Annotated in this window: 14 protein-coding genes; 8 read left to right on the top strand and 6 right to left on the bottom strand. The window is 65.3% G+C overall.

Annotated features, from left to right (window positions below; genetic code table 11):
• The first annotated feature begins 71 nt into the window (after positions 1-71).
• The 6 genes from N2604_RS12245 to treY are packed head-to-tail and all read left to right on the top strand — an operon-like array spanning position 72 to position 14,072.
• Positions 72-2,018, top strand: a complete 1,947-nt coding sequence (locus N2604_RS12245; protein ID WP_260374898.1) for a maltotransferase domain-containing protein — start codon at positions 72-74, stop codon at positions 2,016-2,018.
• 11 nt (positions 2,019-2,029) lie between these two features.
• Positions 2,030-5,323, top strand: a complete 3,294-nt coding sequence (gene treS / locus N2604_RS12240) for a maltose alpha-D-glucosyltransferase (protein WP_260374897.1) — start codon at positions 2,030-2,032, stop codon at positions 5,321-5,323.
• Positions 5,316-7,454 carry a 1,4-alpha-glucan branching protein GlgB gene (gene glgB / locus N2604_RS12235; protein WP_260374896.1) on the top strand — a complete coding sequence of 713 codons (2,139 nt, stop codon included), beginning with the start codon at positions 5,316-5,318 and terminating at the stop codon, positions 7,452-7,454. The genes treS and glgB overlap by 8 nt, the downstream gene beginning before the upstream one ends.
• Positions 7,455-7,457: 3 nt before the next feature.
• The gene (glgX, locus tag N2604_RS12230) at positions 7,458-9,536 is read left to right on the top strand and encodes a glycogen debranching protein GlgX (RefSeq protein ID WP_260374895.1); all 2,079 of its coding nucleotides are present in this window, start codon (positions 7,458-7,460) and stop codon (positions 9,534-9,536) included.
• Positions 9,533-11,284 carry a malto-oligosyltrehalose trehalohydrolase gene (gene treZ, locus N2604_RS12225; protein ID WP_260374894.1) on the top strand — a complete coding sequence of 584 codons (1,752 nt, stop codon included), beginning with the start codon at positions 9,533-9,535 and terminating at the stop codon, positions 11,282-11,284. The genes glgX and treZ overlap by 4 nt, the downstream gene beginning before the upstream one ends.
• Before the next feature lies 1 nt (position 11,285).
• The gene (treY, locus tag N2604_RS12220; RefSeq protein ID WP_260374893.1) at positions 11,286-14,072 is read left to right on the top strand and encodes a malto-oligosyltrehalose synthase; all 2,787 of its coding nucleotides are present in this window, start codon (positions 11,286-11,288) and stop codon (positions 14,070-14,072) included.
• Between the two features lie 2 nt (positions 14,073-14,074).
• Here the strand turns inward: treY and N2604_RS12215 are convergent, their stop codons facing one another.
• On the bottom strand, positions 14,075-14,392 hold the full coding sequence (locus tag N2604_RS12215; protein ID WP_260374892.1) for a polyhydroxyalkanoic acid system family protein: 318 nt from the start codon (positions 14,390-14,392) through the stop codon (positions 14,075-14,077).
• Between the two features lie 178 nt (positions 14,393-14,570).
• Between N2604_RS12215 and N2604_RS12210 the strand changes: the two genes are divergently transcribed.
• On the top strand, positions 14,571-14,735 hold the full coding sequence (locus N2604_RS12210) for a DUF3309 family protein (RefSeq protein ID WP_008560028.1): 165 nt from the start codon (positions 14,571-14,573) through the stop codon (positions 14,733-14,735).
• A 107-nt stretch (positions 14,736-14,842) separates the two neighbouring features.
• Here N2604_RS12210 and ligD read toward each other — a convergent pair whose 3' ends face one another.
• On the bottom strand, positions 14,843-17,515 hold the full coding sequence (gene ligD / locus N2604_RS12205; RefSeq protein ID WP_260374891.1) for a DNA ligase D: 2,673 nt from the start codon (positions 17,513-17,515) through the stop codon (positions 14,843-14,845).
• Positions 17,516-17,633: 118 nt separating this feature from the next.
• On the opposite strand from ligD, the gene N2604_RS12200 reads away from it, so the two are divergent.
• On the top strand, positions 17,634-18,518 hold the full coding sequence (locus N2604_RS12200; protein ID WP_260374890.1) for a Ku protein: 885 nt from the start codon (positions 17,634-17,636) through the stop codon (positions 18,516-18,518).
• Positions 18,519-18,689: 171 nt separating this feature from the next.
• Here N2604_RS12200 and N2604_RS12195 read toward each other — a convergent pair whose 3' ends face one another.
• Genes N2604_RS12195 through kdpB form a run of 4 tightly spaced genes read right to left on the bottom strand, consistent with a single transcriptional unit; the run spans position 18,690 to position 24,921 of the window.
• A complete protein-coding gene (locus tag N2604_RS12195) occupies positions 18,690-19,379 on the bottom strand; it encodes a response regulator (RefSeq protein ID WP_260374889.1) in 690 nt (229 codons plus the stop codon).
• The gene (locus N2604_RS12190) at positions 19,376-22,099 is read right to left on the bottom strand and encodes a sensor histidine kinase KdpD (RefSeq protein ID WP_260374888.1); all 2,724 of its coding nucleotides are present in this window, start codon (positions 22,097-22,099) and stop codon (positions 19,376-19,378) included. Before N2604_RS12190 ends, N2604_RS12195 begins: the two co-directional genes overlap by 4 nt.
• Positions 22,100-22,139: 40 nt before the next feature.
• Complete coding sequence (locus N2604_RS12185; RefSeq protein ID WP_260374887.1) at positions 22,140-22,745, bottom strand: K(+)-transporting ATPase subunit C; 606 nt, start codon at positions 22,743-22,745, stop codon at positions 22,140-22,142.
• Positions 22,746-22,803: 58 nt separating this feature from the next.
• Entirely contained in the window at positions 22,804-24,921 is a 2,118-nt protein-coding gene (gene kdpB, locus N2604_RS12180; RefSeq protein WP_260374886.1) for a potassium-transporting ATPase subunit KdpB, read from the bottom strand.
• Between the last annotated feature and the right edge of the window lies 1 nt (position 24,922).

Here is a 24,922-nt window from a genome sequence, read left to right as displayed (position 1 = left end):
TCTATAATGGTATCAAGCGTGGGTTCCCGACAAGGGAAACGGGCTCCTGCTTTCTTGTCAATGGCATCACCGTGAACAAGACAATTCAAACTGTCGAAAGTGCCGCGGCCGGCAGCGCTTTCCTGATCGAGGACGTCTATCCCGCGATCGACGGCGGCCGTTTCGCCGTGAAGCGGATCGCGGGCGAGCCGGTGGAGGTCTGGGCCGACATCTACCGCGACGGCGAGGCCGTGATATCAGCCGCGCTGATCTGGCGAGGAGAGCAGGAGCGCGAATGGCGGAGCGAGCCGATGACCCATCACGGCAATGACCGCTGGTCCGGCGCGTTCACGCCCCCTGAGCCCGGCCAATATGTCTACGCGATCGAAGCCTGGACCGACGAGTTCGCCACCTGGTCGCACGCCGTCGCGCGAAAACGGCGCACCGGGGCCGATATCACCCTCGATGCGATCGAGGGTGCCGGGCTTTTGACCAAGGCGCATGGCGCGGGGCAGGACGCCGCAGCGATCATCATCAGGCAGTGCGAAGATTACTTGAGGAACGGCGACATCACCTCGCTGCTCGCAACCGAGCTCGGCGAAGCCATGGCCGAGAGCCAGTCGCGGCCGGATCTGACGCGCTCGCCATTCTTTCCGCTGACCGCGGACCGCGACAAGGCGCGTTTCAGCACCTGGTATCAGATGATGCCGCGCAGCCAGGGCGCATTGCCGGGCCGGCACGGCACGCTGCGCGACTGCATCGCGCGCGTGCCAGATATCGCCGCGATGGGCTTTGACGTGCTCTACTTCACGCCGATCCACCCGATCGGAAAGACAAGCCGCAAGGGCCGCAACAACGCGCCGATGGCCCGTGAAGGCGATCCCGGCTCGCCCTATGCTATCGGCTCCGCCGAGGGCGGCCACGATGCGCTGCATCCGGAGCTCGGCACGATCGAGGACTTCCGCGCGCTGGTTGCCACCTGTCTCGAATACGGGCTCGAGCTTGCGCTGGACTTCGCGGTGCAGTGCTCGCCGGATCATCCCTGGCTGACGCAACATCCGGAATGGTTCAAATGGCGGCCCGACCGCTCGGTGAAGGCGGCGGACGGCCCCTATTCCGACATCGTCATCCCCGATTTCAATTCGGTCGATCGCGTCGGGCTGTGGAACGCGTTTCGCGATGCGATGCTGTTCTGGATCGACAAGGGCGTGACCATCTTCGCCATAGACAATCACGACACGGCGCCGCTCGCGTTCTGGGAGTGGCTGATCCGCGACATCCGCCGCCGTCATCCCGACGTGATCCTGTTCTCCAAGACCTATGCACGGCCAAAGCTGATGAAGGGCCTCGCCAAGCTCGGCTTCGCGCAGTCCTTCACCTATTTCCCCTGGCGCACGGAAAAGTGGGAGCTGGAGCAATATCTCGGCGAGCTGACGCGCTATCCCGAACGCGATTTCTACCGCCCGAACATGTTCGTCAACACGCCTGACCTGTTGCCCTTTCACCTGCAGAGCGGAGAGGCCTGGGCCTTCAAGTCGCGCGTCGCACTGGCGGCGACGCTGTCGGGCAATTACGGCATCTACAGCGGATTCGAGCTGCTGGAGCATGACGCCATTCCCGGCCGCGAAGAATATCTGGATTCCGAGAAGTACCAGATCAGGCAGCGCGACTGGGACAAACCCGGCAACATCAAACCCTACATCGCCGCGCTCAACCGCATCCGCAACGACAACGCGGCGCTCCAGCAGACCGCGAACTTGCGCTTTCTCGGCATCGAGGACGGCGAGACGATCGCTTTCGCCAAGGAGGCCGCCGATCCGGCCAACATTGTCATCGTCGTGATCGCGCTGTCGCGCCATGCGCGTGAATGCTGGCTGGCGCTCGGCGATCTCACGGTTGACGCCGGCGGAAGGCGTCACCATGTGACGACACTCGAAAACCTGCTCACCGGCGAACAATCCCGCATCGAATGGGGCGGCATCAAGTTGCGTATCGATCCCGACCGCGATCCGGCACTTCTGTTCCGCTGCCTGGCGTAAGGGGTCACGCCATGAATGTTCTGTCTGCCGTCGATACCAAGAAGGCTGAGGCTGCCGAGGTCGTGGATGAGCTCTGGTACAAGGACGCCATCATCTACCAGCTCCACGTCAAGGCCTTCGCCGACAGCAACAATGACGGCATCGGCGACTTTGCCGGGCTGACCGAGAGGCTGCCCTATTTGCAGGAGCTCGGCGTCACCGCGCTCTGGTTGCTGCCGTTCTATCCCTCGCCCGGCCGCGACGACGGCTACGACATCGCCGACTACGGCTCGGTCAATCCCGATTTCGGGACGATGAAGGATTTCAAGCGCTTCATCCAGGAAGCGCAGAAGCGGGGCCTGCGCGTCATCACCGAGCTCGTCGTCAACCACACCTCGGACCAGCACAAATGGTTCAAGCGCGCGCGGCGCAGCCATCCGGGCTCGAGCGCGCGCAACTGGTATGTCTGGAGCGACACCGACCAGAAGTACCAGGGCACGCGCATCATCTTCACCGACACCGAGAAGTCGAACTGGACCTGGGATCCCGAGGCCGGCGCGTTCTACTGGCACCGCTTCTTCTCGCACCAGCCGGACCTCAATTTCGACAATCCGCGCGTGGTCAGCGCCATCATCCAGGTGATGAAGCGCTGGCTGGATGCCGGTGTCGACGGCTTCCGTCTCGACGCCATTCCCTATCTGTGCGAGCGCGAGGGCACCTCGAACGAGAACCTGCCCGAGACGCATGCGATCATCAAGCGCCTGCGCCAGGAGCTGGACGCCTACTCCAAGGGCAAGCTGCTGCTGGCGGAGGCCAATCAATGGCCCGAGGACGTGCAGGAATATTTCGGCCGTGGCGACGAGTGCCACATGGCCTATCACTTCCCGCTGATGCCGCGCATCTACATGGCGATCGCCCAGGAAGACCGCTTCCCGATCACCGACATCCTGCGCCAGACGCCTGATATCCCGGCGAGCTGCCAATGGGCGCTGTTCCTGCGCAATCACGACGAGCTCACGCTGGAGATGGTCACCGACGTCGAGCGCGACTATCTCTGGACCACCTACGCCAACGATCCCCGCGCGCGCATCAATGTCGGCATCCGCCGGCGCCTTGCGCCGCTGATGGACAACGACCGGCGCAAGATCGAGCTGATGAACTCGCTGCTGCTGTCCTTTCCCGGCACCCCGATCATCTATTACGGCGACGAAATCGGGATGGGCGACAACATCTATCTCGGCGACCGCAACGGCGTGCGCACGCCGATGCAGTGGAGCCCGGACCGCAACGGCGGCTTCTCGCGCTGCGACCCCGCCCGCCTCTACGCGCCGCTGATCATGGATCCCGTCTACGGCTATGAATCGGTGAACGTCGAGGCGCAGTCGCGCAGCCTGTCGTCGCTGCTCAGCGCCACCAAGCGGCTGATCTCGGTGCGCAAATCGACGCTTGCCTTCGGCCGCGGCAGCATGACGTTCATCCGCCCGGCCAATCGCGCCGTGCTCGCCTATGTCCGGCAATATCGCGACGAGGTGATCCTCTGCGTCGCCAATCTGTCGCGCGCCGCACAGGCCACCGAGCTCGACCTGTCGCCGTGGAAGGACCGCATCCCGCAGGAGATGCTCGGCCGCACGCGTTTTCCCGCGATCGGCGAACTGCCCTACATGATCACGCTGGGGCCCTACGGCTTCTACTGGTTCCAGCTTCTGGAGCGCGACAAGTCCGAGCCGGTGGTGCCGCGCGCGGTGCCGGAGTTCGAGACGCTGGTGGTGCCGGTGAACTCGAACTGGGTCTCGCTCGCCCGCGAGCGCGGCGTGTTCGAGCGCGACGTGCTGCCGGGCTTCCTGTCACGGACGCGGTGGTATCCCGAGCACAATCCCAAGCAGATCAAGACCGCGCTCACCTCGGCGGTGCCGTTCTGCGACATCGGCGACAACAGGCCCTGGATCGCATTCTTCGAGACCAGGCAGGGCGACGCGACGACGCGCTACGTGATGCCGCTGCAGATCGAATGGGTGCGGTTCGACCGCGAGCGCTTCAACCCGAAGGCGCTGGCCGCCGTGCGCCAGGGCGCGCGCGAAGGCACATTGCTGGACGTTGCGACCGACCAGATCTTCATCGGCCTGTTCCTGCGCAACCTGTCGCAGAACCTGGTGGTGGAGGAGAACAATCTGCGGCTGGAGTTCAAGGCCACCAGCCGGTTCGCCGACTACACCATCAAGGAGCCCGAACGCATCCGCGCCATTGAGCAGTCGAACAGCACCGCGCTGGTCGACAACCAGTACGTCGCCAAGATCTACCGCCGGCTCGAAAGCGGCATCAGTCCCGAGATCGAGATCGGCCACTATCTCACGGAGGTCGCGCGCTTCGTCAACACCCCGGCGCTGCTCGGCAGCGTCGAGCTGGTCGACGGCAACCAACGCTGCGCGCTCGGCGTGCTCCACGCCTATGTCGAGAACCAGGGCGACGGCTGGACCGTGACGACGGGGTATCTCGATCGCTACGTCGACGAGCAGCGGCTGGCGCCGGCCGATGAGATGCCACGCGAAACCCAGGAGCAGGCGCCGTATCTGCATTTCATTGCGCAGATCGGCCGGCGGCTCGCCGAGCTGCACGTCGCGCTCGCCGCGGCAAAGCCCGACGATCTCGCCCCCGTGCCGATCGAGTTCGCCCAGATCAGGACTTGGCTCTCCGACCTCAAGGCGCGGGCCGAGCGGGTTCTCGAGCGGCTCGCCGACAGCCGCGACGGGCTGCGGGAGGCGGACCGGCCCCTGATCGACCGGCTGGTCGCGGCACGCGGCAGCCTGTTCGACGGTCTGAATGCGCTCTTGCCATCGGGCATCGGCGGGTTGAACATCCGTCATCATGGCGACTTCCGGCTCGGGCAAACTCTGATCGTGAAGGACGATATCTTCATCATCGACTTCGACGGCGATCCGCGCGTGCCGCTGGCCAGTAAGCGCCGCAAGGCGCCGGCCGCGCGCGACGTCGCCGGCCTGATCCATTCCATCGACCTTTCTGTGAACGCGGCGCTGAGCCGCGCGCTCACGGGCGCTTCCGACGAGCAGGACCGGCTCGCGGCCGCCCTCGACGAATGGCGCGAGCGCGCCACCGCGACCTTCCTGTCCGCCTACCGCGAAGCCATGACCGACCGGAGGCTGTGGCCGGACGATCGGTCATGCGCGGAAGGCCTGTTGAAATTTTTCCTGCTAGATCGAGCGTTCCACGACGTAGAGTACGAGCTGTCCCACCGGCCTGAGGGGCTCCATGCGCCGCTGACCGGACTGCTTCGCATTCTGTCCAGTGCCGAGAGCGAAGCCCATGCCTAAACTGCCTGCCGAAGCCTACGCGATCATCGAAGGTCGCCACTCCGACCCCTTCCACTATCTCGGGCTGCATCCCGAGGGTGGCAAAAGCGTGGTGCGGGCATTTCTGCCCGAGGCCACCAATGTCGAGGCGGTCGGCGACCACGGCGAGGTCGCGCCGCTCGACCGCGTCCACGATTCCGGCCTGTTCATCGGCGCCCTGCCCAACGGCTCGAAGCACTACCAGCTGCGCGCGAAGTTCGGCAACAACGTCGTCGAGTTCGAGGATGCCTACCGCTTTCCGCCGATCCTGACCGATTTCGACCTCTACCTGCTCGGCGAAGGCACCCATCAGCGCCTCTACGACAAGCTCGGCGCGCATCCGATGCGGCTCGAGGGCGTCGACGGCATCGGTTTCGTCGTGCTGGCGCCGAATGCGCGGCGCGTCTCCGTGGTCGGCGACTTCAACTTCTGGGACGGGCGGCGCCATCCGATGCGGGTGCGCGGCAACGGCTATTGGGAATTGTTCATCCCGCATGCGAAGGCCGGCGATCACTACAAGTTCGAGATCATCGGCCCGCATGGTCATCTGCTGCCGCTGAAGTCCGATCCGCTGGCCTTTGCCAGCGAACTGCGGCCGAAGACGGCCTCGATCGTGTTCGACGAGGCGCATCTGCCGCGGCCGCGCCCGGCGCCTGAAGGCATCAATGCCCTATCGGCGCCGATATCGATCTACGAGGTTCATCTCGGCTCGTGGCGGCGCAAAGGCAACAATGAATGGCTGACCTATCGCGAGCTGGCCGAGCAGCTGCCGGCCTATGCCCGCGACATGGGCTTCACCCATCTCGAATTCCTGCCCGTGAGCGAGCATCCGTTCGACGGCTCATGGGGCTATCAGCCGACCGGCCTCTATGCGCCGACCAGCCGTTTCGGCACACCCGACGACTTTGCGGCGCTGATCGATGCCTGCCACCGCGAAGGCATCGGCGTGCTGCTCGACTGGGTGCCGGGTCACTTCCCGGACGATCCGCACGGGCTCGGCCATTTCGACGGCACCGCGCTCTACGAGCACGCCAACCCGCTGCAGGGCCGCCACCTCGACTGGGGCACGCTGATCTACAATTACGGCCGCACCGAAGTGACGAACTTCCTGGTGTCGAATGCGCTGTTCTGGATGGAGCGTTATGCCATCGACGGCCTGCGCGTCGATGCGGTCGCGTCCATGCTCTATCTCGACTACAGCCGGCCACCCGACGCGTGGATCCCGAACCAATATGGCGGGCGGGAGAACATCGAGGCGATCAACTTCCTGCGCCGCTTCAACACGGAAGTGTTCGCCCGCTTCCCGCAGGCGACCACTGCTGCGGAAGAGTCCACCGCCTGGCCCCAAGTCTCGCGCCCGGTCGAATTCGGCGGGCTCGGCTTCGGCTACAAATGGAACATGGGCTGGATGCACGACACGCTGAACTACATCAGCAAGGATCCGATCCACCGCAAGCATCATCACGGCGAGATCCTGTTCGGCCTGCACTACGCGTTCTCGGAGAACTTCATCCTGCCGCTGTCGCATGACGAGGTCGTGCACGGCAAGCGCTCGATCCTCGGCCGCATGCCCGGCGACGAGTGGCAGCGCTTTGCCAATTTGCGCGCCTATTACAGCTTCATGTTCGGCCATCCCGGCAAGAAGCTCCTGTTCATGGGCGCCGAAATCGCGCAGAGCCGCGAATGGAATCACGACCAGTCGCTCGACTGGCACCTGCTCGAATACAAGGTCCATTCCGGCGTCCAGGCCTTGATCCGCGACCTCAACCGGCTCTATCGCGCGGTGCCGGCGCTGCACCAGATGGATTGCGAGCAGGCCGGCTTCGAATGGCTGATCACCGATGATGCCAACCGCAACGTATTCGCCTGGCTGCGCAAGGGATTCGACGAGAACGCGCGGTGTGTCGTCATCGTGAACTTCTCGCCCAATGTCTACCAGAACTATCGCGTTCGCGTGCCCTTCGGCGGCAAGTGGAAGGAAGTGCTCAACTCCGATTCCGCCCATTACGGCGGCAGCAATGTCGGTAATATCGGCGAAGTCCAGGCCGAGGGCGGCGAGCTCCGCCTCACCATTCCGCCGCTCGCTGCGATCTTCCTCGTTCCGGAAAGCTGATCGATGCGCCTGACCGCCGGATCGCCCGCACGCCTCGGCGCAAGCTGGGACGGACGCGGCACCAATTTCGCGCTGTTCTCAGCCAACGCGCAGAAGGTCGAGCTCTGCCTGTTCGACACGCAAGGCCGCCGCGAGCTCGAGCGCATCGAGCTGCCCGAGAAGACCGAGGATGTCTGGCACGGCTATCTCAACGACGTCTCGCCGGGCCAGCTCTACGGCTTTCGCGTGCACGGCCCCTACGAGCCCGAGCACGGTCATCGCTTCAATGCCAACAAGCTGCTGCTCGACCCCTATGCCAAGCGGCTCGCCGGGCGCCTGGTCTGGAGCGATGCGCATTTCGCCTATCGCACCGGAAGCCCGCGCGAGGACCTGTCCTTCGACCGGCGCGACAATGCGCGCGGCATGCCCAAAGCGGTCGTGGTCGACGAGACCTTCAACTGGGGCCGCCGCGAGATCAGGCCCAATATTCCCTGGGAAGACACCATCATCTACGAGGCCCACGTCAAGGGCCTGACGCAGAAGCGCGACGACGTGCCGCCGAATTTGCGCGGCACCTATGGCGGCCTGTCTTCGCCCGCGATGATCGATCACCTCAGGAAGCTCGGCGTCACCACGGTCGAGCTGCTGCCGGTGCACAGTTTCGTCGACGACCGCATTCTCGTGGAAAAGAAGCTCGCCAATTACTGGGGCTACAACACGCTGTCCTTCTTCGCGCCGGAGCCGCGCTACGCCCAGGACAATGCGCTCGATTCCTTCCGCACCACGGTGGCGCGGCTGCACGATGCCGGCATCGAAGTGATGCTCGACGTGGTCTACAACCACACCGCCGAGGGAAATCATCTCGGTCCGACGCTGTGCTATCGCGGCATCGACAACGCCTCCTATTATTGGCTGAACCGCGAGAACCCGCGCTATTACGACGACTTCACCGGCTGCGGCTCCTCGGTGAACCTCACCCATCCACGCGTGCTGCAGATGGTGATGGATTCCTTGCGCTACTGGGTCGAGGTCTGCCACGTCGACGGCTTCCGCTTCGACCTCGCCACCACGCTGGCGCGCGGGCCGAACGGCTTCGAACGCGGCAGCTCGTTCCTGACCGCCGTGCGGCAAGATCCGGTGCTGGCAACCGTCAAGCTCGTCGCCGAGCCGTGGGACCTCGGCCTCGGCGGCTACCAGGTCGGCGCCTTTCCCTCGCAATGGTCGGAATGGAACGACCGCTATCGCAGCGCCATGCGCCGCTATTGGAGCGGTGAAGGCAGCCTGATCGGCGACATCTCCAGCCGCATGACCGCGTCCTCCGACCTGTTCAACCACGACGGACGGCGGCCGCGCGCCAGCATCAACCACATCACCGTCCACGACGGCTTCACGCTCGCCGACCTCTTCAGCTACAACGAGAAGCACAACGAGGCCAACGGCGAGGACAATCGCGACGGCTCCAACGACAATCACAGCAACAATTGCGGCGTCGAGGGGCCGACCGACGATCCGAACATCATCGGCCTGCGCCGTCAGCTGCGCAAGAACGTGCTGGCCTGCCTGATGTTGGCCCAGGGCGTTCCGTTGATCCTGGCCGGCGACGAGGTCGGCAATACGCAATCCGGCAACAACAACGCCTATTGCCAGGACAACGAGGTCGGCTGGGTCGGCTGGGACAATCTCGGCAAGGACGGCGACGACATGATCGACTTCGTCGCCCAGCTCGCCGACATCCGTCGCCGTTTCTCGCAGCTGCGCAGCCATCGCTGGCTCGATGGCCGGCCCAAGGACGGCGTCTCCTACGGCGCGTTGTGGCTGACGCCTGAAGGCAACGAGATGACGGAGAGCGACTGGACATTCCCGGATGGGCGGTTTCTCTCCTATGTGATGGGACCGATGGAACCGGGTGGAGCCGCGATCTTTATCGTACTGAACGCCGCTCCCGAAGAGATCGCATTCAAATTGCCCAAAATGACCGAATACAAGAGCTGGCAGCAGATCCTGAACACGACCGATGCCAAGCTGAATACGATCGACTTCCTGCCCGGGAGCGACAGCAAGGCGCCGCCGCGATCCGTGCTCGCCTTCGCAGGCGCGCTATGAGGCCATCCTTCGGGGCGAGGCCGACGAAGGACGGCGTGTCGTTCCGGCTGTGGGCGCCGGCCGCGCGGCGCGTCGATCTCCTGCTCGACCGCAGGCACGCGATGCAGCGCCGGCGGGACGGCTGGTACGTCGCCGAGATTGCCGGCCTCACCGCCGGCAGCAAATACAAGTTCAGGATCGACGACGAGATCGACGTGCCGGATCCCGCTTCGGCCTTCCAGCCCGACGACGTGTTTGGCCCGAGCGAGGTGATCGATCACGATGCCTTCGTCTGGCGCGCGCGCGATTGGCGCGGCCGTCCCTGGGAGGAGACGGTGCTGGTCGAGACCCATGTCGGCACCTTCACGCCGGAAGGCACCTATCGTGCCATGATCGACAAGCTCGATCACCTCGCCGCGACCGGCATCACGGCGCTGGAATTGATGCCGCTCGCCGATTTCGCAGGACGCCGCGGCTGGGGCTATGACGGCGTGCTGTGGTATGCGCCGGATAGTGCCTATGGCCGGCCCGAAGACCTGAAGACGCTGATCGACGAGGCGCATCTGCGCGGGCTGATGGTGTTCCTCGACGTCGTCTACAATCATTTCGGCCCGGAAGGAAACTACCTCGGCTGTTATGCGCCGATCTTCTTCACCGATGCGCACACGCCGTGGGGCAGCGCGATCGATTATCGCGTGCCGCAGGTGCGAGCCTTCGCCGTCGAGAACGCGCTGTCCTGGCTCGGCGACTACCGCTTCGACGGCCTCAGGCTGGACGCCGCCAATCACATCATGGCCGTCCCGGGCGAGCAGTCGATGCTGCAGGACCTCAGCGTCGCCACCGGCGAGCTCGCCAAGGCCACGGGACGCCATATCCATCTCGTGCTGGAGAACGGCGACAACCGCGCCAGCCTGCTCGATGCCGCGCAGGAGCCGCCGAACGGCAAATATCGCGGGCAGTGGAACGACGATTATCATCACGTCTGGCACGTGATGCTGACCGACGAGCATGCCGGTTACTATGGCGACTATCAGACGCCGCGCATGGACCTCGCCCGCGCGCTCGCCTCCGGCTTCGTCTATCAGGGCGAGATCTCGGAATTCTGGGGCAAGAAGCCGCGGGGCGAGCCGAGCGGCCAGCTGCCGCCGGCGACCTTCGTCAATTTCCTGCAGAACCACGACCAGATCGGCAATCGCCCGCTTGGCGAGCGGCTGGAAAGCCTGGCATCGCCAGAGCAGATCGAGGCCGCGCTCGCGGTGACGCTGCTCGCGCCGATGGTGCCGATGCTGTTTCAGGGCGAGGAATGGGGCTCGACGGTCCCCTTCCCGTTCTTCTGCGATTTCCACGGCGGACTCGCCGAGGCCGTGCGCAAGGGGCGCAGGCGGGAATATGCCTGGGCCTACGAGAAATACGGCGACGAGGTGCCCGACCCGCTCGATCCGGCAACGCTGCAATCGGCCGTGCTCGACTGGACCGGCCGCACGCCGCAACAGGATGCACGGCTTGCGCTGGTGCGAGAGCTGCTCGGCATCCGTCGCAAGGAGATCATGCCGCGGCTGAAGGGCGCAAGCTTCGGTGATGCCGAGGCGGCCGACAACGGCCTCCTCACCGCACATTGGCGCATGGGCGACGGCACGACGTTGCGCCTTGTCGCCAATCTGTCCGATCACGAGATCACCTCCAGCGTCAGCACGGGCACGCCGATCTGGGGCGGCGGATCCGGCGAGCGGCTCCCGCCCTGGTCCGTGGTCTGGCGCCTCGGAGGTTAGGATGCCTCCCGCCATTCCGCTCGCGACCTACCGGCTCCAGCTCACCGCGGATTTCGATTTCGACAAGGCTGCCGCGGTCGTGCCTTATCTCAAGGCGCTGGGCATCACGCATCTCTACGCCTCGCCGGTGATGAAGGCCCGCAAGGGCTCGACCCATGGCTACGACACGGTCGATCACGGCCAGTTCAATCCCGAGCTCGGCGGCGAAGCCGGCTTTGCGCGGCTGAGCGAGACGCTTCAGCAGCATGATCTCGGGCTCGTCATCGATTTCGTCCCCAACCATGTCGGCGTGCATTTTGCCGACAATCCCTGGTGGCTCGACGTGCTGGAATGGGGCCAGGCCTCGCCGCACGCCGCCGCCTTCGACATCGACTGGGACCAGCTGGCCTACCGCGCCCGTGGCGGCGTGCTGCTGCCGATCCTCGGCTCGTCCTACGGCGAGGCGCTGGAGCGCGGCGACATCGAGCTGCGCTACGACCCGGACGAAGGAAGCTTCGCGGCATGGTATTTCGAGCACCGCTTGCCGATCGCGCCGGAGCGCTATGGCGAGGTGCTGCGGATGGTCGTCAAGGAGGCGGACGCGGCGGAAACGGAGCCCGGCAAGCGCCTGCTGTCGCTCGCGACCCGTCACACGGGGCTGCGGCGTCCCAATCGCAAGGAAGCTCCCGGCTTCAAGGCCGAGCTCAAGGAGATCGCAGGCGCCGCCGACATCATCAAGCGCGGCCTTGCCGCCTATCGCGCCGGCAAGGACCGCCCGGCACATACGCTGACGCTGCATCATCTCCTGGAGCGCCAGCACTACAAGCTCGGGCACTGGCGGCTTGCTTCCAGCGACATCAATTATCGCCGCTTCTTCGACGTCAACGGTCTCGCCGGCCTGCGCGTCGAGGACGCGAGCACATTTGCCGCCACGCACCGGCTGGTAAAGCAGCTCATAGCCGACGGCAAAATGCAGGGAATCCGGCTCGATCACATCGACGGCCTGCGCGACCCCGCCCAATATTGCCAGCGGCTCCGCCGGCTGGTGCGCGATGCGCAGGGCAAGACAAAACCGTTCTATACGCTGATCGAAAAGATCCTGTGCGAGCACGAGCGCCTGCCGCATTTCGCCGGCGTCCAGGGCACCACCGGCTACGAGTGGATGAACGTCATCACCCACGTGCTGATCGATCCCAAGGGGCTGGAGGCGCTGGACGAGACCTGGCGGCAGATCAGCAACCGGCCGCCGCGGCTGGCGCCTTATGTCAAGGAGGCCAAGCGGCGGGTGCTGGAGACGCTGCTGACCAGCGAATTCACGGTGCTGACGCGCCTGCTCGCGCGCATTGCCAACGGCCATTATTCGACGCGCGACTTTTCGGCCGACAGCCTGCGACAGGCGCTCGAGCTCTATGTGCTGCATTTCCCGGTCTATCGCACCTACCTGACGCACAGCGGCCCGACGGCACCGGACCGCAAGCTGATCGACGACACCATCGCGCGCGCCCGACGGGACTGGTTCGCCGCCGACGAAGGCATTTTCGACTTCCTGCGCGATGCCTTGACCATGGATCTGCTCAAGCCCGGCCGTCCGCCGCACAGTGCCCCGCGCGTGCGCCGCTTCGCGCTGAAGGTGCAGCAATTCACCGGGCCGATGATGGCGAAGTCGCTGGAGGACACCGCGTTCTATCAGTTCCACCGGCTGCTCGCGTTGAATGAGGTCGGCGGCGATGCCGCAAGCACCGGCCTCACCATTCCCGCGTTCCATCAGGCCATGCAGGCCCGCGCCAGGGAATGGCCGCAGGGCATGACGGCAACCGCCACCCACGACACCAAGCGTGGTGAGGATGCGCGCACGCGCATCGCGGCGCTCAGCGAGATTCCCGGTGAATGGACCAGCGCTGTGGCGCGCTGGAAGGTGCTGAACGCACCGCATCTCACACTGCACGGCAATTTCCGCGCGCCGTCGGCCACGTTCGAATACATGCTCTACCAGACCCTGCTCGGCGTCTGGCCGATTGAGGCGCCGGCCGATGCCGCCTTCGTCGAGCGCATCCAGGCCTATGCCCTCAAGGCTGCGCGCGAGGGCAAGGAGGAGACGAGCTGGCTCAACCCGCATGAAGCGTATGAGAACGGCATCCGGGACTTCATCGCGAAGATCCTCGACCCGGACCGGTCCGCGGAATTCCTTCAGGCGTTGCAAACCCTGGCTCGCCGTGTCGCGCTGCTCGGCACGTTGAACTCGCTGAGTCAGCTCACGCTCAAGGCGACGCTGCCGGGCGTGCCGGACTTCTATCAAGGCACCGAATTCTGGGACCTGTCGCTGGTCGATCCCGACAACCGCCGCCCGGTCGACTTCGCCGCCCGCCATGCGGCGCTGAAATCACTGGAAGCGCCGGATTGGAGCGGCCTGATCAAGAGCTGGCCGGACGGCAAGCTCAAGCTGGCCTGGACGCGGCATCTGCTCAAGCTGCGCAACGAGCTGGGCGACGTCTTCGCGCAGGGCGGCTACCAGCCGCTGGAGGTACGGGGCTCACATGCCGACCATGTCATCGCCTTCGCGCGTCGCCATGGCCGCGCAGCCGCGATCGTCGTGGCCGGGCGTCATTTCGCGCCGTTCACCCAAGCAGGCCGGGAATGGCCGGCACCGGAAGCTATCGACGCCACCATCGACATCACGGGCTACACCGTGCCGGGCCGCGCGGGCAACGACTTGCCGCTCGCACAGGCCTTCCGTGACTGTCCTGCCTTGGTCATCGCGGCCCGAACGGCCAATGCCGTCAGGGCGCCGCGGCAACGCGTGCGCGCCTGAAGTCACTTTCCTCCGTCTTTGGTCAGCAGCAATTGGCCACGCTTCCTGATCGTCGCCTGCGCTATCTCGGCAAAGCGCTGCAACAGCCAGGGCAGCACCACCTCGACCCGGACCTGATCGTCGCCAACATCGACCTGTCCGCTCGCGACCTGGCCAAGCGCGCGGATGCGGAAGGCCAGAGTGTCGCCGCTCCAGCGCTCCTCCTCGACCTGCATCACGGGAATGCCCGCCGCGGCGCGGCCAAGCCCTGTCTTGAGCCGGCGCACCGCCTCCTCACGGCCGAGACGATGCGGGATTGAGACGACGAGCGGTGCTGACATATCCTGCCTCTTCTGACTGACTTCACATAGTCATGTCGGGTCGACCAACAAAGGTTCCATGCAAGTTGATCCCCCGGCCGTGTTTCAAAGGCGGAACTTTACAACCTGCGGCAAGTTGCCCCCGCACGACGGGACAGGTTGCAACGACCCTTTGAACAAAGGGCTGGAGGAGATTCGCATGTCAATCGGCACGATCATACTGATCATTTTGATCATCGCCCTGCTCGGCGGCTTCAGCGGCATCGGCGGCGGACCGTTCTACGGCACCGGCTATTACGGCGGCGGCGGCCTCGGGCTTGTCATCGTCATTCTGCTGATCCTGCTGCTGATGGGCCGGATCTAGTCCGGCGGTCATTCCGGGGCGCGCGCAAGCGCAAACCCAGAATCACGCGCCGCATAACCTCAGGATTCCGGGTCTGCGCTATCGCGCAGCCCGGAATTGGAAAGCGCCTACTTCACCTTCCCCGCCAGCTTCTTCATCGCCGCCTTGATCGATGCGGCGGCATCGTCATAACCCTCCCACGCCTTCGATCGCGCCAGCAGGGCCGGCACAGTGCGCAGCGTATAGCGCTTGGGATCGAGATCGCTCTTCACCTGCGCCCAGGTCAGCGGCATCGAGACCGTGGCCCCGGCGCGCGCCCGCGGCGACAGCGGGGCCACCGCCGTCGACATCCGGTCGTTGCGCAGATAATCCAGGAAGATCTTTCCCTTGCGCAGCTTCTTCGACATGTTGAGCAGATAGCGTTCGGAATCGTCGTCGGCCATCCACTGGCAGACGCCTTGCGCAAAGGCCTTGGCCTCCTTCCAGCTCACCTTGTCGCGCGCGCCATGAAGCAGCGGCACCACGACGTGCAGGCCCTTGCCGCCCGTGGTCTTGCAGAAGCTGTCCATGCCGATGTCGGTGAGGCGCTGCCGCATCTCCTTGGCCGCCTCGACGACGTCGGCGAAGTCGACGTCGGGCGCGGGATCGAGGTCGAATACCAGCCGGCCCGGGGTGTCGTAGGCATAGGGCGCGCAGTTCCAGGGATGCAGCTCGACGCCGCCGATCTGCGCCACCGCGGCAAGCCCTTCGATCCGGTCGATCTGAAGGTAGGGCTTGCGGTCGCCGGAGACCCGCGCGAGCTCCAGAAGGTTCGACGTTCCCTGCATCGCATGGCGCTGGAAGAAGCACTCGCCCTTGATGCCGTCGGGGGCACGGATCAGCGAACAGGGCCGGCCCTTGAGATGGACGATCATCCATTCGCCGACGGCTTCGAGATAGCGGGCAAGGTCCAGCTTGGTGACGACGCCACCATCGCCGTCGTCTGGCCAGAGCTCCTTGTCCGGCTTGGAGATGACGACACCCATGACCTCGGCATTTTGAGCGGTCTGCTTCGATCGCCCGCCCGCCTTTGTGCGCACCGTCTTTGTCCGGGGCTCGGCGAGGTCGGTGTCGACGGGCGTCTCGGCCTCGACCTCCTCGGCCGACTTGTCCTGCCGCAAGCCCTTGAACGCCGCCTGGCGAATATTGCCGTCAGCGGTGAAGCCGGCAAACTCGATCTCGGCGACGAGCTCCGGCTTCAGCCAATGCACGTCCCGCGTCTTCTTCGGCGCATTCTTGCCGCCGAACGGGCTTTCCTTGCTCTCGACCGCCTTCAGCGCAGGCATGATGCGCCTGACCTTGTCGGCGCCAAATCCGGTGCCGACCATGCCGACGAAGGCGAGATGATCGCCGCGCTGCACGCCTGCCATCAGCGAGCGGAATTTGCCGTTGGTGGTCTTGTAGCCACCGATCACCACCTCGTGGCCGGCGCGGCATTTCGACTTGACCCAGCTCTCGGTGCGCCCCGAACGATACGGCGCGTTCAGCTTCTTCGACACCACGCCTTCGAGCTCGAGCTTGCAGGCCGATTGCAGCACGGCATCGCCGCCGCTCTCGAAATGCTCGACATAGCGGATCTGGCTCGATTTCCGCTTGCGCTGCTCCAGCAGCTCCTTCAGCCGGGCCTTGCGTTCGCTGAGCGGCAGGCGGCGGTAATCCTCGTTCTCCGCGAAAAGCAGATCGAAAGCGAAGAAGATTAGGTCGTCGGTCTTGCCATCGGACAGCGCAGCTTGCAGCGAGGAGAAGTTCGGCGCACCGTTATGGTCGAGCGCGACGATCTCGCCGTCGATCATCACGTCCGGCAGCGACGCAGCTTCCGCGGCGATGGAAGCGAACTTGCTTGTCCAGTCGAGACCCTTGCGGGTCTTCAGCGTCGCCTCGCCGTCCTCGACCCGGAGCTGGACGCGATAGCCGTCGAACTTGATCTCGTGGCACCAGCTCTGGTCGCCCGGCGGCCGCTCGACCAGCGTGCAGAGCTGCGGCGCGACGAAATCCGGCATCTCCGACACCTTCCTGGCGTTCGTCGCGGTCGTGGCACTTGTCTTCGCCGCTTTGCGGGCTTTGAACGCCGTGCGCGGCGCCGGCTTCACCGTGCGCCCTTTCGTCTCCTCGGCACGATTGGACTGCCAGACTGCGTCGGCCTTGCTCTTCGTGCCCTTGGCCAGCATGAACGGCTTCGGCGCACGGCCCTTGCCCGCGGCGATCTGCTCCATCGTGCGGCCGGAGGCGACAGACCTGTCCTGCTCGAGAACGTCGTTGTCCGCACCTTCGCGGACATGTTCGTCGCGATGCTTGATCAGGAGCCAATTGGTCCGCTTCTCGCCGCCGCGGTTGCGCATCCGCACCAGGACCCAGCTTCCCTGCAGCTTGTCGCCATGGAGGGTGAATTTCATATCGCCCTTCTTGAAGCCGGCTTCCGGATCGTCCGATTCCCAGGTGCCGCGATCCCACAGCATCACGGTGCCGCCGCCGTACTGGCCTTCCGGAATCGTGCCTTCGAAATCGCCATAATCGAGCGGATGATCCTCGACCTCGACCGCAAGCCGCTTGTCGTGGGGATCGAGCGAGGGCCCCTTCGTCACCGCCCAGGACTTGAACACGCCGTCGAATTCGAGCCTGAGATCGTAGTGCAGCCGGGTCGCATCGTGCTTCTGGATCACGAACCGCCGCTGTTTCGATGGCGCCACGTCGGTCTTGCCCGATGGCTCCGGCGTTTTCTCGAAGTCCCGCTTCTGTCGGTAAGTGGAAAGTTTTTGCAGCACGACCGGTCCCGCTTCTCGTTCGGCGTTCAAAGCCTATCACGGCGAAAGTCCCGCCCGGAACCAAAACCCGATGGGACGGTTGGGGTTCCAAAAGGCCTTGAAAACGCTGGAGAATGGTATGGCCCCGCGCGCCTATTGGAAGGGAACGTTGAAGCTGTCGCTGGTCAGTTGCCCGGTCGTGCTCTATCCGGCGACCACTGCGGCCGAGAAGACGCGCTTTCACCTGATCAACCGCGAGACCGGGAACCGGCTCAAGCAGCAGATGATCGATTCCGAGACCGGCGACGTCGTCGAGAGCGACCAGAAGGGCCGCGGCTACGAGCTGCGCAAGGGCAAATATGTCGAGATCGAACCGGAGGAGCTCGAGGCGGTCCAGATCGAGAGCAACCATACCATCGACATCGAGAGCTTCGTGCCGCGCGATGAGATCGATCAGCGCTATCTCAACCATCCCTATTACATCGCGCCCGACGGCAAGGCGGCGGCCGATGCGTTCGCGGTGATCCGCGACGCGATGAAGGACCAGGAGCGCGTCGCGCTCGCCAAGATCGTTCTGACCAACCGCGAGCACGTCATGGCGATCGAGCCGCTCGGCAAGGGCCTGCTCGGAACCACGCTGCGCTTCCCTTACGAGCTGCGCGAGGAGGACCAGTTCTTCGACGACATCAAGAGCCCGAAGATCACCAAGGACATGGTCGAGCTCGCTGGCCACATCCTGCAGACCAAGGCGGCGCATTTCGACCCCAGCAAGTTCAAGGACGAATACGAGGACGCGCTGAAGGCCCTGGTGAAGCGCAAGGCCAGCGGCAAGAAGATCGAGCTGCCCGAGCCCGAGGAACGGCCGAGCAACGTCGTCAGCCTGATGGACGCGCTGAAGCAGAGCCTGAAGGGACGCGGCAAGAAGAAGACGGCGGCGAAGTCCCATGCGCGCCGCGCGACGGGACGGCACCGCGCGACCAGGAAAACACATCGGTCAACGGCGCGGCACAGGAAGGCGGGTTGATTTACCCCGTCATTGCGGAAGCAGGCGCGCGCCATGACCCTCCGTCGTCGTGCCCGGGCTTGACCCGGGCATCCACGCGCGTCCTCGCATGCCGATAGACGTGGATGGCCGGGTCAAGCCCGGCCATGACGTGTTTGCCTCAAGCCAGCACGCGCTGCCGCCGAGCTACGCTCAATCCCCCGCCTTCAGCCGATACCCGATCCCCGTTTCCGTCAGCACGTATTGCGGCCGCTCCGGATCGGCTTCGATCTTCTGGCGGAGCTGGCGGACATAGACGCGCAGATATTGCGCGTCGGTCAATTCGTCCCACAGCTCCTTCAGAAGGAAGCGGTGGGTGAGCACCTTGCCGGCATGCTGCACCAGCACGCGCAACAGGTCATATTCCTTCGGCGAGAGCTTCACGTCGCGATCCCCGATCTTGACGATGCGGCGGACAAGATCGACGGAGAGATCGCCGGTGCGGAACACCGGACGCTCGCCCTTGACCTGGAGCTGGTGGCGCAGCGCGGCGCGCAGGCGCGCCAGCAGCTCCTCCATCCCGAACGGCTTGGTCAGATAATCGTCGGCACCGAGATCGAGCGCCTGGACCTTGCCGGCTTCGTCGCCGCGGCTCGATAGCACCACGATCGGCACGCCTTCGTTGCGGGCGCGGATGGTGCGGAGCAGCTCATGGCCCTGAACGTCGGGCAGTCCGAGATCGAGGATGATCAGCGCCGGCTCCTCGCCGAGCTTCTCCAGCGCGGTCTTGCCGTTCGACGCCTCGAGGATGTCGTAGCCCTGCGTCGTCAGCCCCATCCGCAGCAATTTGCGGATCGGCGGCTCGTCGTCGATGACCAGGACCTTGATCGGAGCGGCGCTCATGCGGCGGTATCCAATGCGTGGCTCTCTGCCGGAATCGGCAGGCGAATGGTGAGGACCGCGCCGCTCCGCTCGCTGCGATTGGCAGCGGAGATCGTGCCGCGCATCGCCTCGACGAAGCCGCGGGAGATGGCAAGCCCGAGCCCGGTGCCGGGGCGGACGTGATCGCCCTTCTGCACGCGATAGAACTTGTCGAACACGCTCTCGAGCTCGTCCGGTGGAATGCCGGCGCCCTCGTCGGCGACCTCGAGCACGACATGAGCACTGTCGCGCCGGCCGCGGATCGAGATCGTGGTCTCGGGCGGCGAGTATTTTGCGGCGTTGTCGAGCAGGTTGAACAGCACCTGCTCGAACAGCACGGCATCGAGCTGGAGCATCGGCAGGTCGGCGGCCAGCACCAGCTCGACCTTGTGGCGGCCGAGGATCTTGCTGGCGCGCCGCAGCGCGCTGCCGACGATCTCGCCGAGATCGTGCAGCGCCGTGTTAGGCACGATGGCGCCGGATTCGAGCTTGGTCATGTCGAGCAGATTGGCGATGAAGCGGTTGAGCCGCTCGGATTCGTCGATCACGGTGGCGAGCAGATCGCGCTTCTCGGTGTCCGAGAGCGCTCCGGCGAGATCGCGCATGGTCGAGGCTGCCCCTAACACCGAGGCAAGCGGCGTCTTCAGATCGTGCGAGATCGAGGTCAACAGCGCCGAGCGCAGCCGCTCGGATTCGACGGTGCGCTTGACGCGGTCCATGTCCTCGACCAGCAGCACGCGCTCGATCGCGAGCGCGCCCTGGTCGACCAGCGCATCGAGCAGCCGGCGCTGGTCCGGCGTCAGCAGCGGGCCGGTGCGGTCGTTGTCGATGCCGATCACGCCGATCGGGCCGCGGCCGGTGCGCATCGGCAGAAACAGCCGTTTTGCGCCGGGCAAGGTATCCGAGCCGCGGCCGGCGGGGCGATCGTTGCTCCAGGCCCAGTTGGCCGCAGCGAGGTCGGCCTGATCGAGCTGGTCCTCGGGCGGATAGCCCGATTTCACCGTGAGCAGGCCTTCGTCCGGCAGCAACAGCACGACGCGCACCTTCAGCATCAACGCGATCTGATAGGCGCTGGCCCACAACACGTCGTCGAGCGTGGCGGTGCCGGCGAGCTTGCGGCTGAAAGCATAGAGCTGCTCGGTCATCCTGATCCGGCCGATCGCGGCATCGGCCTGCGTGCGCACGCGCGCGGCGACATTGGAGACGATCATTGCCACCAGCATGAACAGGACGAAGGCGGCGACATTGGTCGGATCGGTGATCGTGAAGGTGTAGATCGGCGGCAGGAAGAAGAAATTGTAGCTGAGCGAAGCCGCCACCGTGGCCAGCAGCGAGGGCCACAGGCCGTAGCGCACGGCCACCGCGACAACCGCCGTCAGCAGCACGAGATCGACGTTCTCAATGCCGAAATAGGGTTGGATCAGCTTGGCCGCACCGAGACCGATCACCACGATGCCGAGCGCCTTGAGATAAGGCAAGGGATCGAACGGCTCGGATCGGGCGGCGGTCTGCACCGCCGTCTTCGGCGCCGGCTCTCCGGAGAGTTCGTCGCCGGGGATGACGTGAACGCTGATATTGCCGGCACGCCGCACGAGATCATGCACGACGGAGCCGCGCGTCATCTCGAACCAGCGCGAACGCGTCGACTTGCCGATCACGATCTGGGTGACGTTGTTGCCGTGCGCAAAGTTGATCACGTCGTCGGCGATACGGCGGCCGACGCCCGGAATGGTCAAAGCCTCCCCGCCGAGCGATTCTGCGAGCCGCAGCGTATCGGCGAGCCTGTCGCGCTCCTCGTCGGAAAGCTGGAGCGAGCGCCGCGTCTCGATCGAGATCGCAGTGAACGGCGCATGCAAACGGTCGGCCAGCCGCTTGGCATAGCGCACGAGGCCAGCCGCGCGCGGATCCTCGCTGACGCAGACGAGAATGCGCTCGCCCGCGGCCCAGGGGCCGGGAATCGCGTTCGCCTGCATGTGGGTGAGAAGCTGCTCGTCGACCCGCTCGGCGGTGCGGCGCAGGGCCAGCTCGCGCAGCGCGGTGAGATTGCCCGGCGAGAAATAATGCTCCAGTGCCCGCTCGGCCTGCTTGGGCACATAGACCTTGCCCTCCTTCAGCCGCTGGATCAGATCGTCCGGCGTGAGGTCGATCAGCTCGATCGCATCGGCGCGATCGAAGATCGAATCCGGCACGGTCTCGCGGACCCGCACGTGAGTGATCTGGGCGACGACGTCATTGAGGCTCTCGATGTGCTGGATGTTGACGGCGGTGTAGACGTCGATGCCGTGGGAGAGCAGCTCCTCGACGTCGAGATAGCGCTTGGGATGGCGGCTGCCGGCGGCGTTGGTGTGTGCGAGCTCGTCGACCAGCGCGATCTGCGGCCGCCGCGCGATCACCGCATCGAGATCCATCTCCTCGACGATCTGGCCGCGGTAGTCCAGCCTCTTGCGCGGGACCACTTCGAGGCCGCGCACCAGCGCCTCGGTCTCCGCCCGGCCATGGGTCTCGACGAAGCCGACCACGACATCGATGCCGGCCTTGCGCTTGGCATGGGCGCTTTGCAGCATCTCGTAGGTCTTGCCGACGCCGGGAGCGGCGCCGACGAAGATCTTCAGCTTGCCGCTCGCGCTCTCCTCGCGGCGCGCCGCTTCCAGCAGGGCCTCCGGGGATGGACGTTGTTCGGGATCGCGGCGCTCTCGGACCATCTTGCCAGTATAATCACCCCCACACTGCGAGCCTAGACGGCTACTTCGCGGCCATGCGATCGAGCGCGAGATTCAGCGCCAGAACGTTCACCCTAGGCTCGCCGAGCAGGCCGAGCAGACGGCCTTCGGTGCTGGCGGTCACGAGCTGCTTGACCTGATCCTCCGGCAGATTCCGCGCCTTCGCCACCCGCGGCACCTGGAATTGCGCCGCCTCCGGCGAGATGTTCGGGTCGAGGCCGCTGGCCGAGGTCGTCACCAGATCGACCGGCACAGGGGCGTTCGGATTTTCATTCTTGAGCTTATCCACATCTTCCTTCAACCGGTCGGCCAGCGCCTTGCTGGTCGGGCCGAGATTGGAGCCGCCCGAATTGGCGGCGTTGTAGGGCGCGGACACCGTCTTGGTCGAGTCGTTCGGGTCCGGCGCCAGAGTCGCCGAGGGGCGGCCGTGGAAATATTTGTCGTCCTTGAACTCCTGCCCGATCAGGGCGGAGCCGATCACCTTGCCGCCCTTCTCGATCAGGCTGCCATGCGCCTGCGTCGGGAAGATCGCGCCGGCAATGCCGGTCATGGCGAGCGGGTAGGCCAGGCCGGTGATGGCGGTGAGCGCCAGCAACAGGACGATGGCGGGGCGGATTTCTTTGAGCATGTTACGTCTCCTAAGTCTTCGTCAACGTGCGGGGCGCCGTGCGTCCCGCTCGTGACGATCAAGCCAAGTGCAAGGCGGTCACGGCGAGGTCGATCACCTTGATGCCGATGAAGGGAATGACGATGCCGCCGAGCCCGTAGATCAAGAGGTTGCGGCGGAGCAGCGCGCCGGCGCCGACGGCGCGGTAGGCGACGCCCTTCAGCGCGAGCGGAATCAGCGCGATGATGACCAGCGCGTTGAAGATGATAGCCGACAGGATGGCGCTCTGCGGGCTCGACAGGTTCATGACGTTGAGGACGTTGAGCTGCGGATAGAACGCCAGGAACATCGCCGGGATGATGGCAAAATACTTGGCGACGTCGTTGGCGATCGAGAACGTCGTCAGCGCGCCGCGCGTCATCAGCAGCTGCTTGCCAATCTCGACCACCTCGATCAGCTTGGTCGGGTTGGAATCGAGGTCGACCATGTTGCCGGCCTCGCGGGCGGCCTGGGTGCCGGTGTTCATGGCGACACCGACATCAGCCTGGGCAAGCGCCGGCGCGTCGTTGGTGCCGTCGCCGCACATGGCCACCAGCTTGCCCTTGGCCTGCTCGTCGCGGATCAGCTTGAGCTTGTCCTCGGGCGTTGCCTGCGCCAGGAAATCGTCGACGCCGGCTTCCGCGGCGATGGCAGCGGCCGTCATCGGGTTGTCGCCGGTGATCATGATGGTGCGGATGCCCATGCGGCGGAGCTCCGCGAAGCGCTCGCGGATGCCGCCCTTGACGATGTCCTTGAGCTGGACGATCCCGAGCAGCTTGCCGTCCTTGGCGACCGCCAGCGGCGTGCCGCCCGATTTGGAAACCTCGTCGGCAATGGCACTGATCTCGCGGCCCGCCTCGGACAGCGCCGCTGGCTGCAGCGCCCGTGCCACGTTGCCGGAGGCGATCGCGGTCGGCGCGCCGCCACCGACGTAATTGAGGATGGCATCGACCGCGCCCTTGCGCACCGACGAGCCGCCGGCGTCGACGCCGCTCATGCGGGTCTGCGCCGTGAACGGCACGAAGGTCGCGCCCAATTCGGCCATGTCGCGGCCGCGGATGCCGTACTTCTCCTTGGCCAGCACGACGATGGAGCGGCCTTCCGGCGTCTCGTCCGCCAGCGAGGCGAGCTGGGCGGCATCCGCCAGCTCCTGCTCGGTGACGCCGCGCACGGGACGGAAGGCGGTCGCCTGCCGGTTGCCGAGCGTGATGGTGCCGGTCTTGTCGAGCAGCAGCGTGTCGACGTCGCCGGCGGCTTCGACCGCGCGGCCCGACATCGCCAGCACGTTGAAGCGCACCAGCCGGTCCATGCCGGCGATGCCGATCGCCGACAACAACGCGCCGATCGTGGTCGGGATCAGCGTCACGAACAGAGCCACCAGCACGACCACCGAGATCGAGCCGCCGGCATAGGCGGCGTAGCTCGGGATCGTCACCGTGGCGAACACGAAGATGATGGTGAGTCCGGCGAGCAGGATGTTGAGCGCGATCTCGTTCGGCGTCTTCTGCCGCTCGGCGCCCTCGACCAGCTTGATCATGCGGTCGATGAAGGTCGAGCCCTGGGCTGCGGTAATGCGGACGCGGATCCAGTCCGACAGCACCTGCGTGCCGCCGGTCACCGCCGAACGGTCGCCGCCGGATTCGCGGATCACGGGCGCGGATTCGCCGGTGATGGCGGCCTCGTTGACGGAGGCGACGCCCTCGATCACCTCACCGTCCGAGGGGATGGTGTCGCCCGCCTCGACCAGCACGAGATCGCCGACCTTCAGGCTCGTGCCTGATACGAGCTTGTAGTCGCGGCCCGTGCCGCTCAAAAGCTTGGCCTGGCTCTCGGTGCGGGTCTTGCGCAGCGTCTCGGCCTGCGCCTTGCCCCTTCCCTCGGCCACGGCTTCGGCGAGATTGGCGAACAGCACGGTGAACCACAGCCAGAGGATGATCTGGAAGGTGAAGCCGAGATTCTCCCCGCCGGTGACGAGATCGCGCAGGAAGATCACGGTGGTGAGCGCGGCCACGATCTCGACCACGAACATCACGGGGTTCTTGATCATGGCGCGCGGATCGGGCTTGGCGAAGGCCGCGCCGATCGCCGGCATCACGATCTTGGGATCCAGCATTGCGGAGACCGGCATGCGCTTGTTGGGTTTATGGACAGGTTCCATG

The sequence above is a fragment of the Bradyrhizobium sp. CB1015 genome, assembly GCF_025200925.1.
GTDB lineage: Bacteria > Pseudomonadota > Alphaproteobacteria > Rhizobiales > Xanthobacteraceae > Bradyrhizobium.
This window is presented reverse-complemented; position numbering and strand designations above follow the sequence as displayed.

Excerpts from the sequence above, each read along its gene's own strand:
- treS (WP_260374897.1), top strand. The coding sequence starts at position 2,030 with ATGAATGTTCTGTCTGCCGTCGATACCAAGAAGGCTGAGGCTGCCGAG.
- glgB (WP_260374896.1), top strand. The coding sequence starts at position 5,316 with ATGCCTAAACTGCCTGCCGAAGCCTACGCGATCATCGAAGGTCGCCAC.
- glgX (WP_260374895.1), top strand. The coding sequence starts at position 7,458 with ATGCGCCTGACCGCCGGATCGCCCGCACGCCTCGGCGCAAGCTGGGAC.
- treZ (WP_260374894.1), top strand. The coding sequence starts at position 9,533 with ATGAGGCCATCCTTCGGGGCGAGGCCGACGAAGGACGGCGTGTCGTTC.
- treY (WP_260374893.1), top strand. The coding sequence starts at position 11,286 with ATGCCTCCCGCCATTCCGCTCGCGACCTACCGGCTCCAGCTCACCGCG.
- N2604_RS12215 (WP_260374892.1), bottom strand. The coding sequence starts at position 14,392 with ATGTCAGCACCGCTCGTCGTCTCAATCCCGCATCGTCTCGGCCGTGAG.
- N2604_RS12210 (WP_008560028.1), top strand. The coding sequence starts at position 14,571 with ATGTCAATCGGCACGATCATACTGATCATTTTGATCATCGCCCTGCTC.
- N2604_RS12200 (WP_260374890.1), top strand. The coding sequence starts at position 17,634 with ATGGCCCCGCGCGCCTATTGGAAGGGAACGTTGAAGCTGTCGCTGGTC.
- N2604_RS12195 (WP_260374889.1), bottom strand. The coding sequence starts at position 19,379 with ATGAGCGCCGCTCCGATCAAGGTCCTGGTCATCGACGACGAGCCGCCG.
- N2604_RS12190 (WP_260374888.1), bottom strand. The coding sequence starts at position 22,099 with ATGGTCCGAGAGCGCCGCGATCCCGAACAACGTCCATCCCCGGAGGCC.
- N2604_RS12185 (WP_260374887.1), bottom strand. The coding sequence starts at position 22,745 with ATGCTCAAAGAAATCCGCCCCGCCATCGTCCTGTTGCTGGCGCTCACC.
- kdpB (WP_260374886.1), bottom strand. The coding sequence starts at position 24,921 with ATGGAACCTGTCCATAAACCCAACAAGCGCATGCCGGTCTCCGCAATG.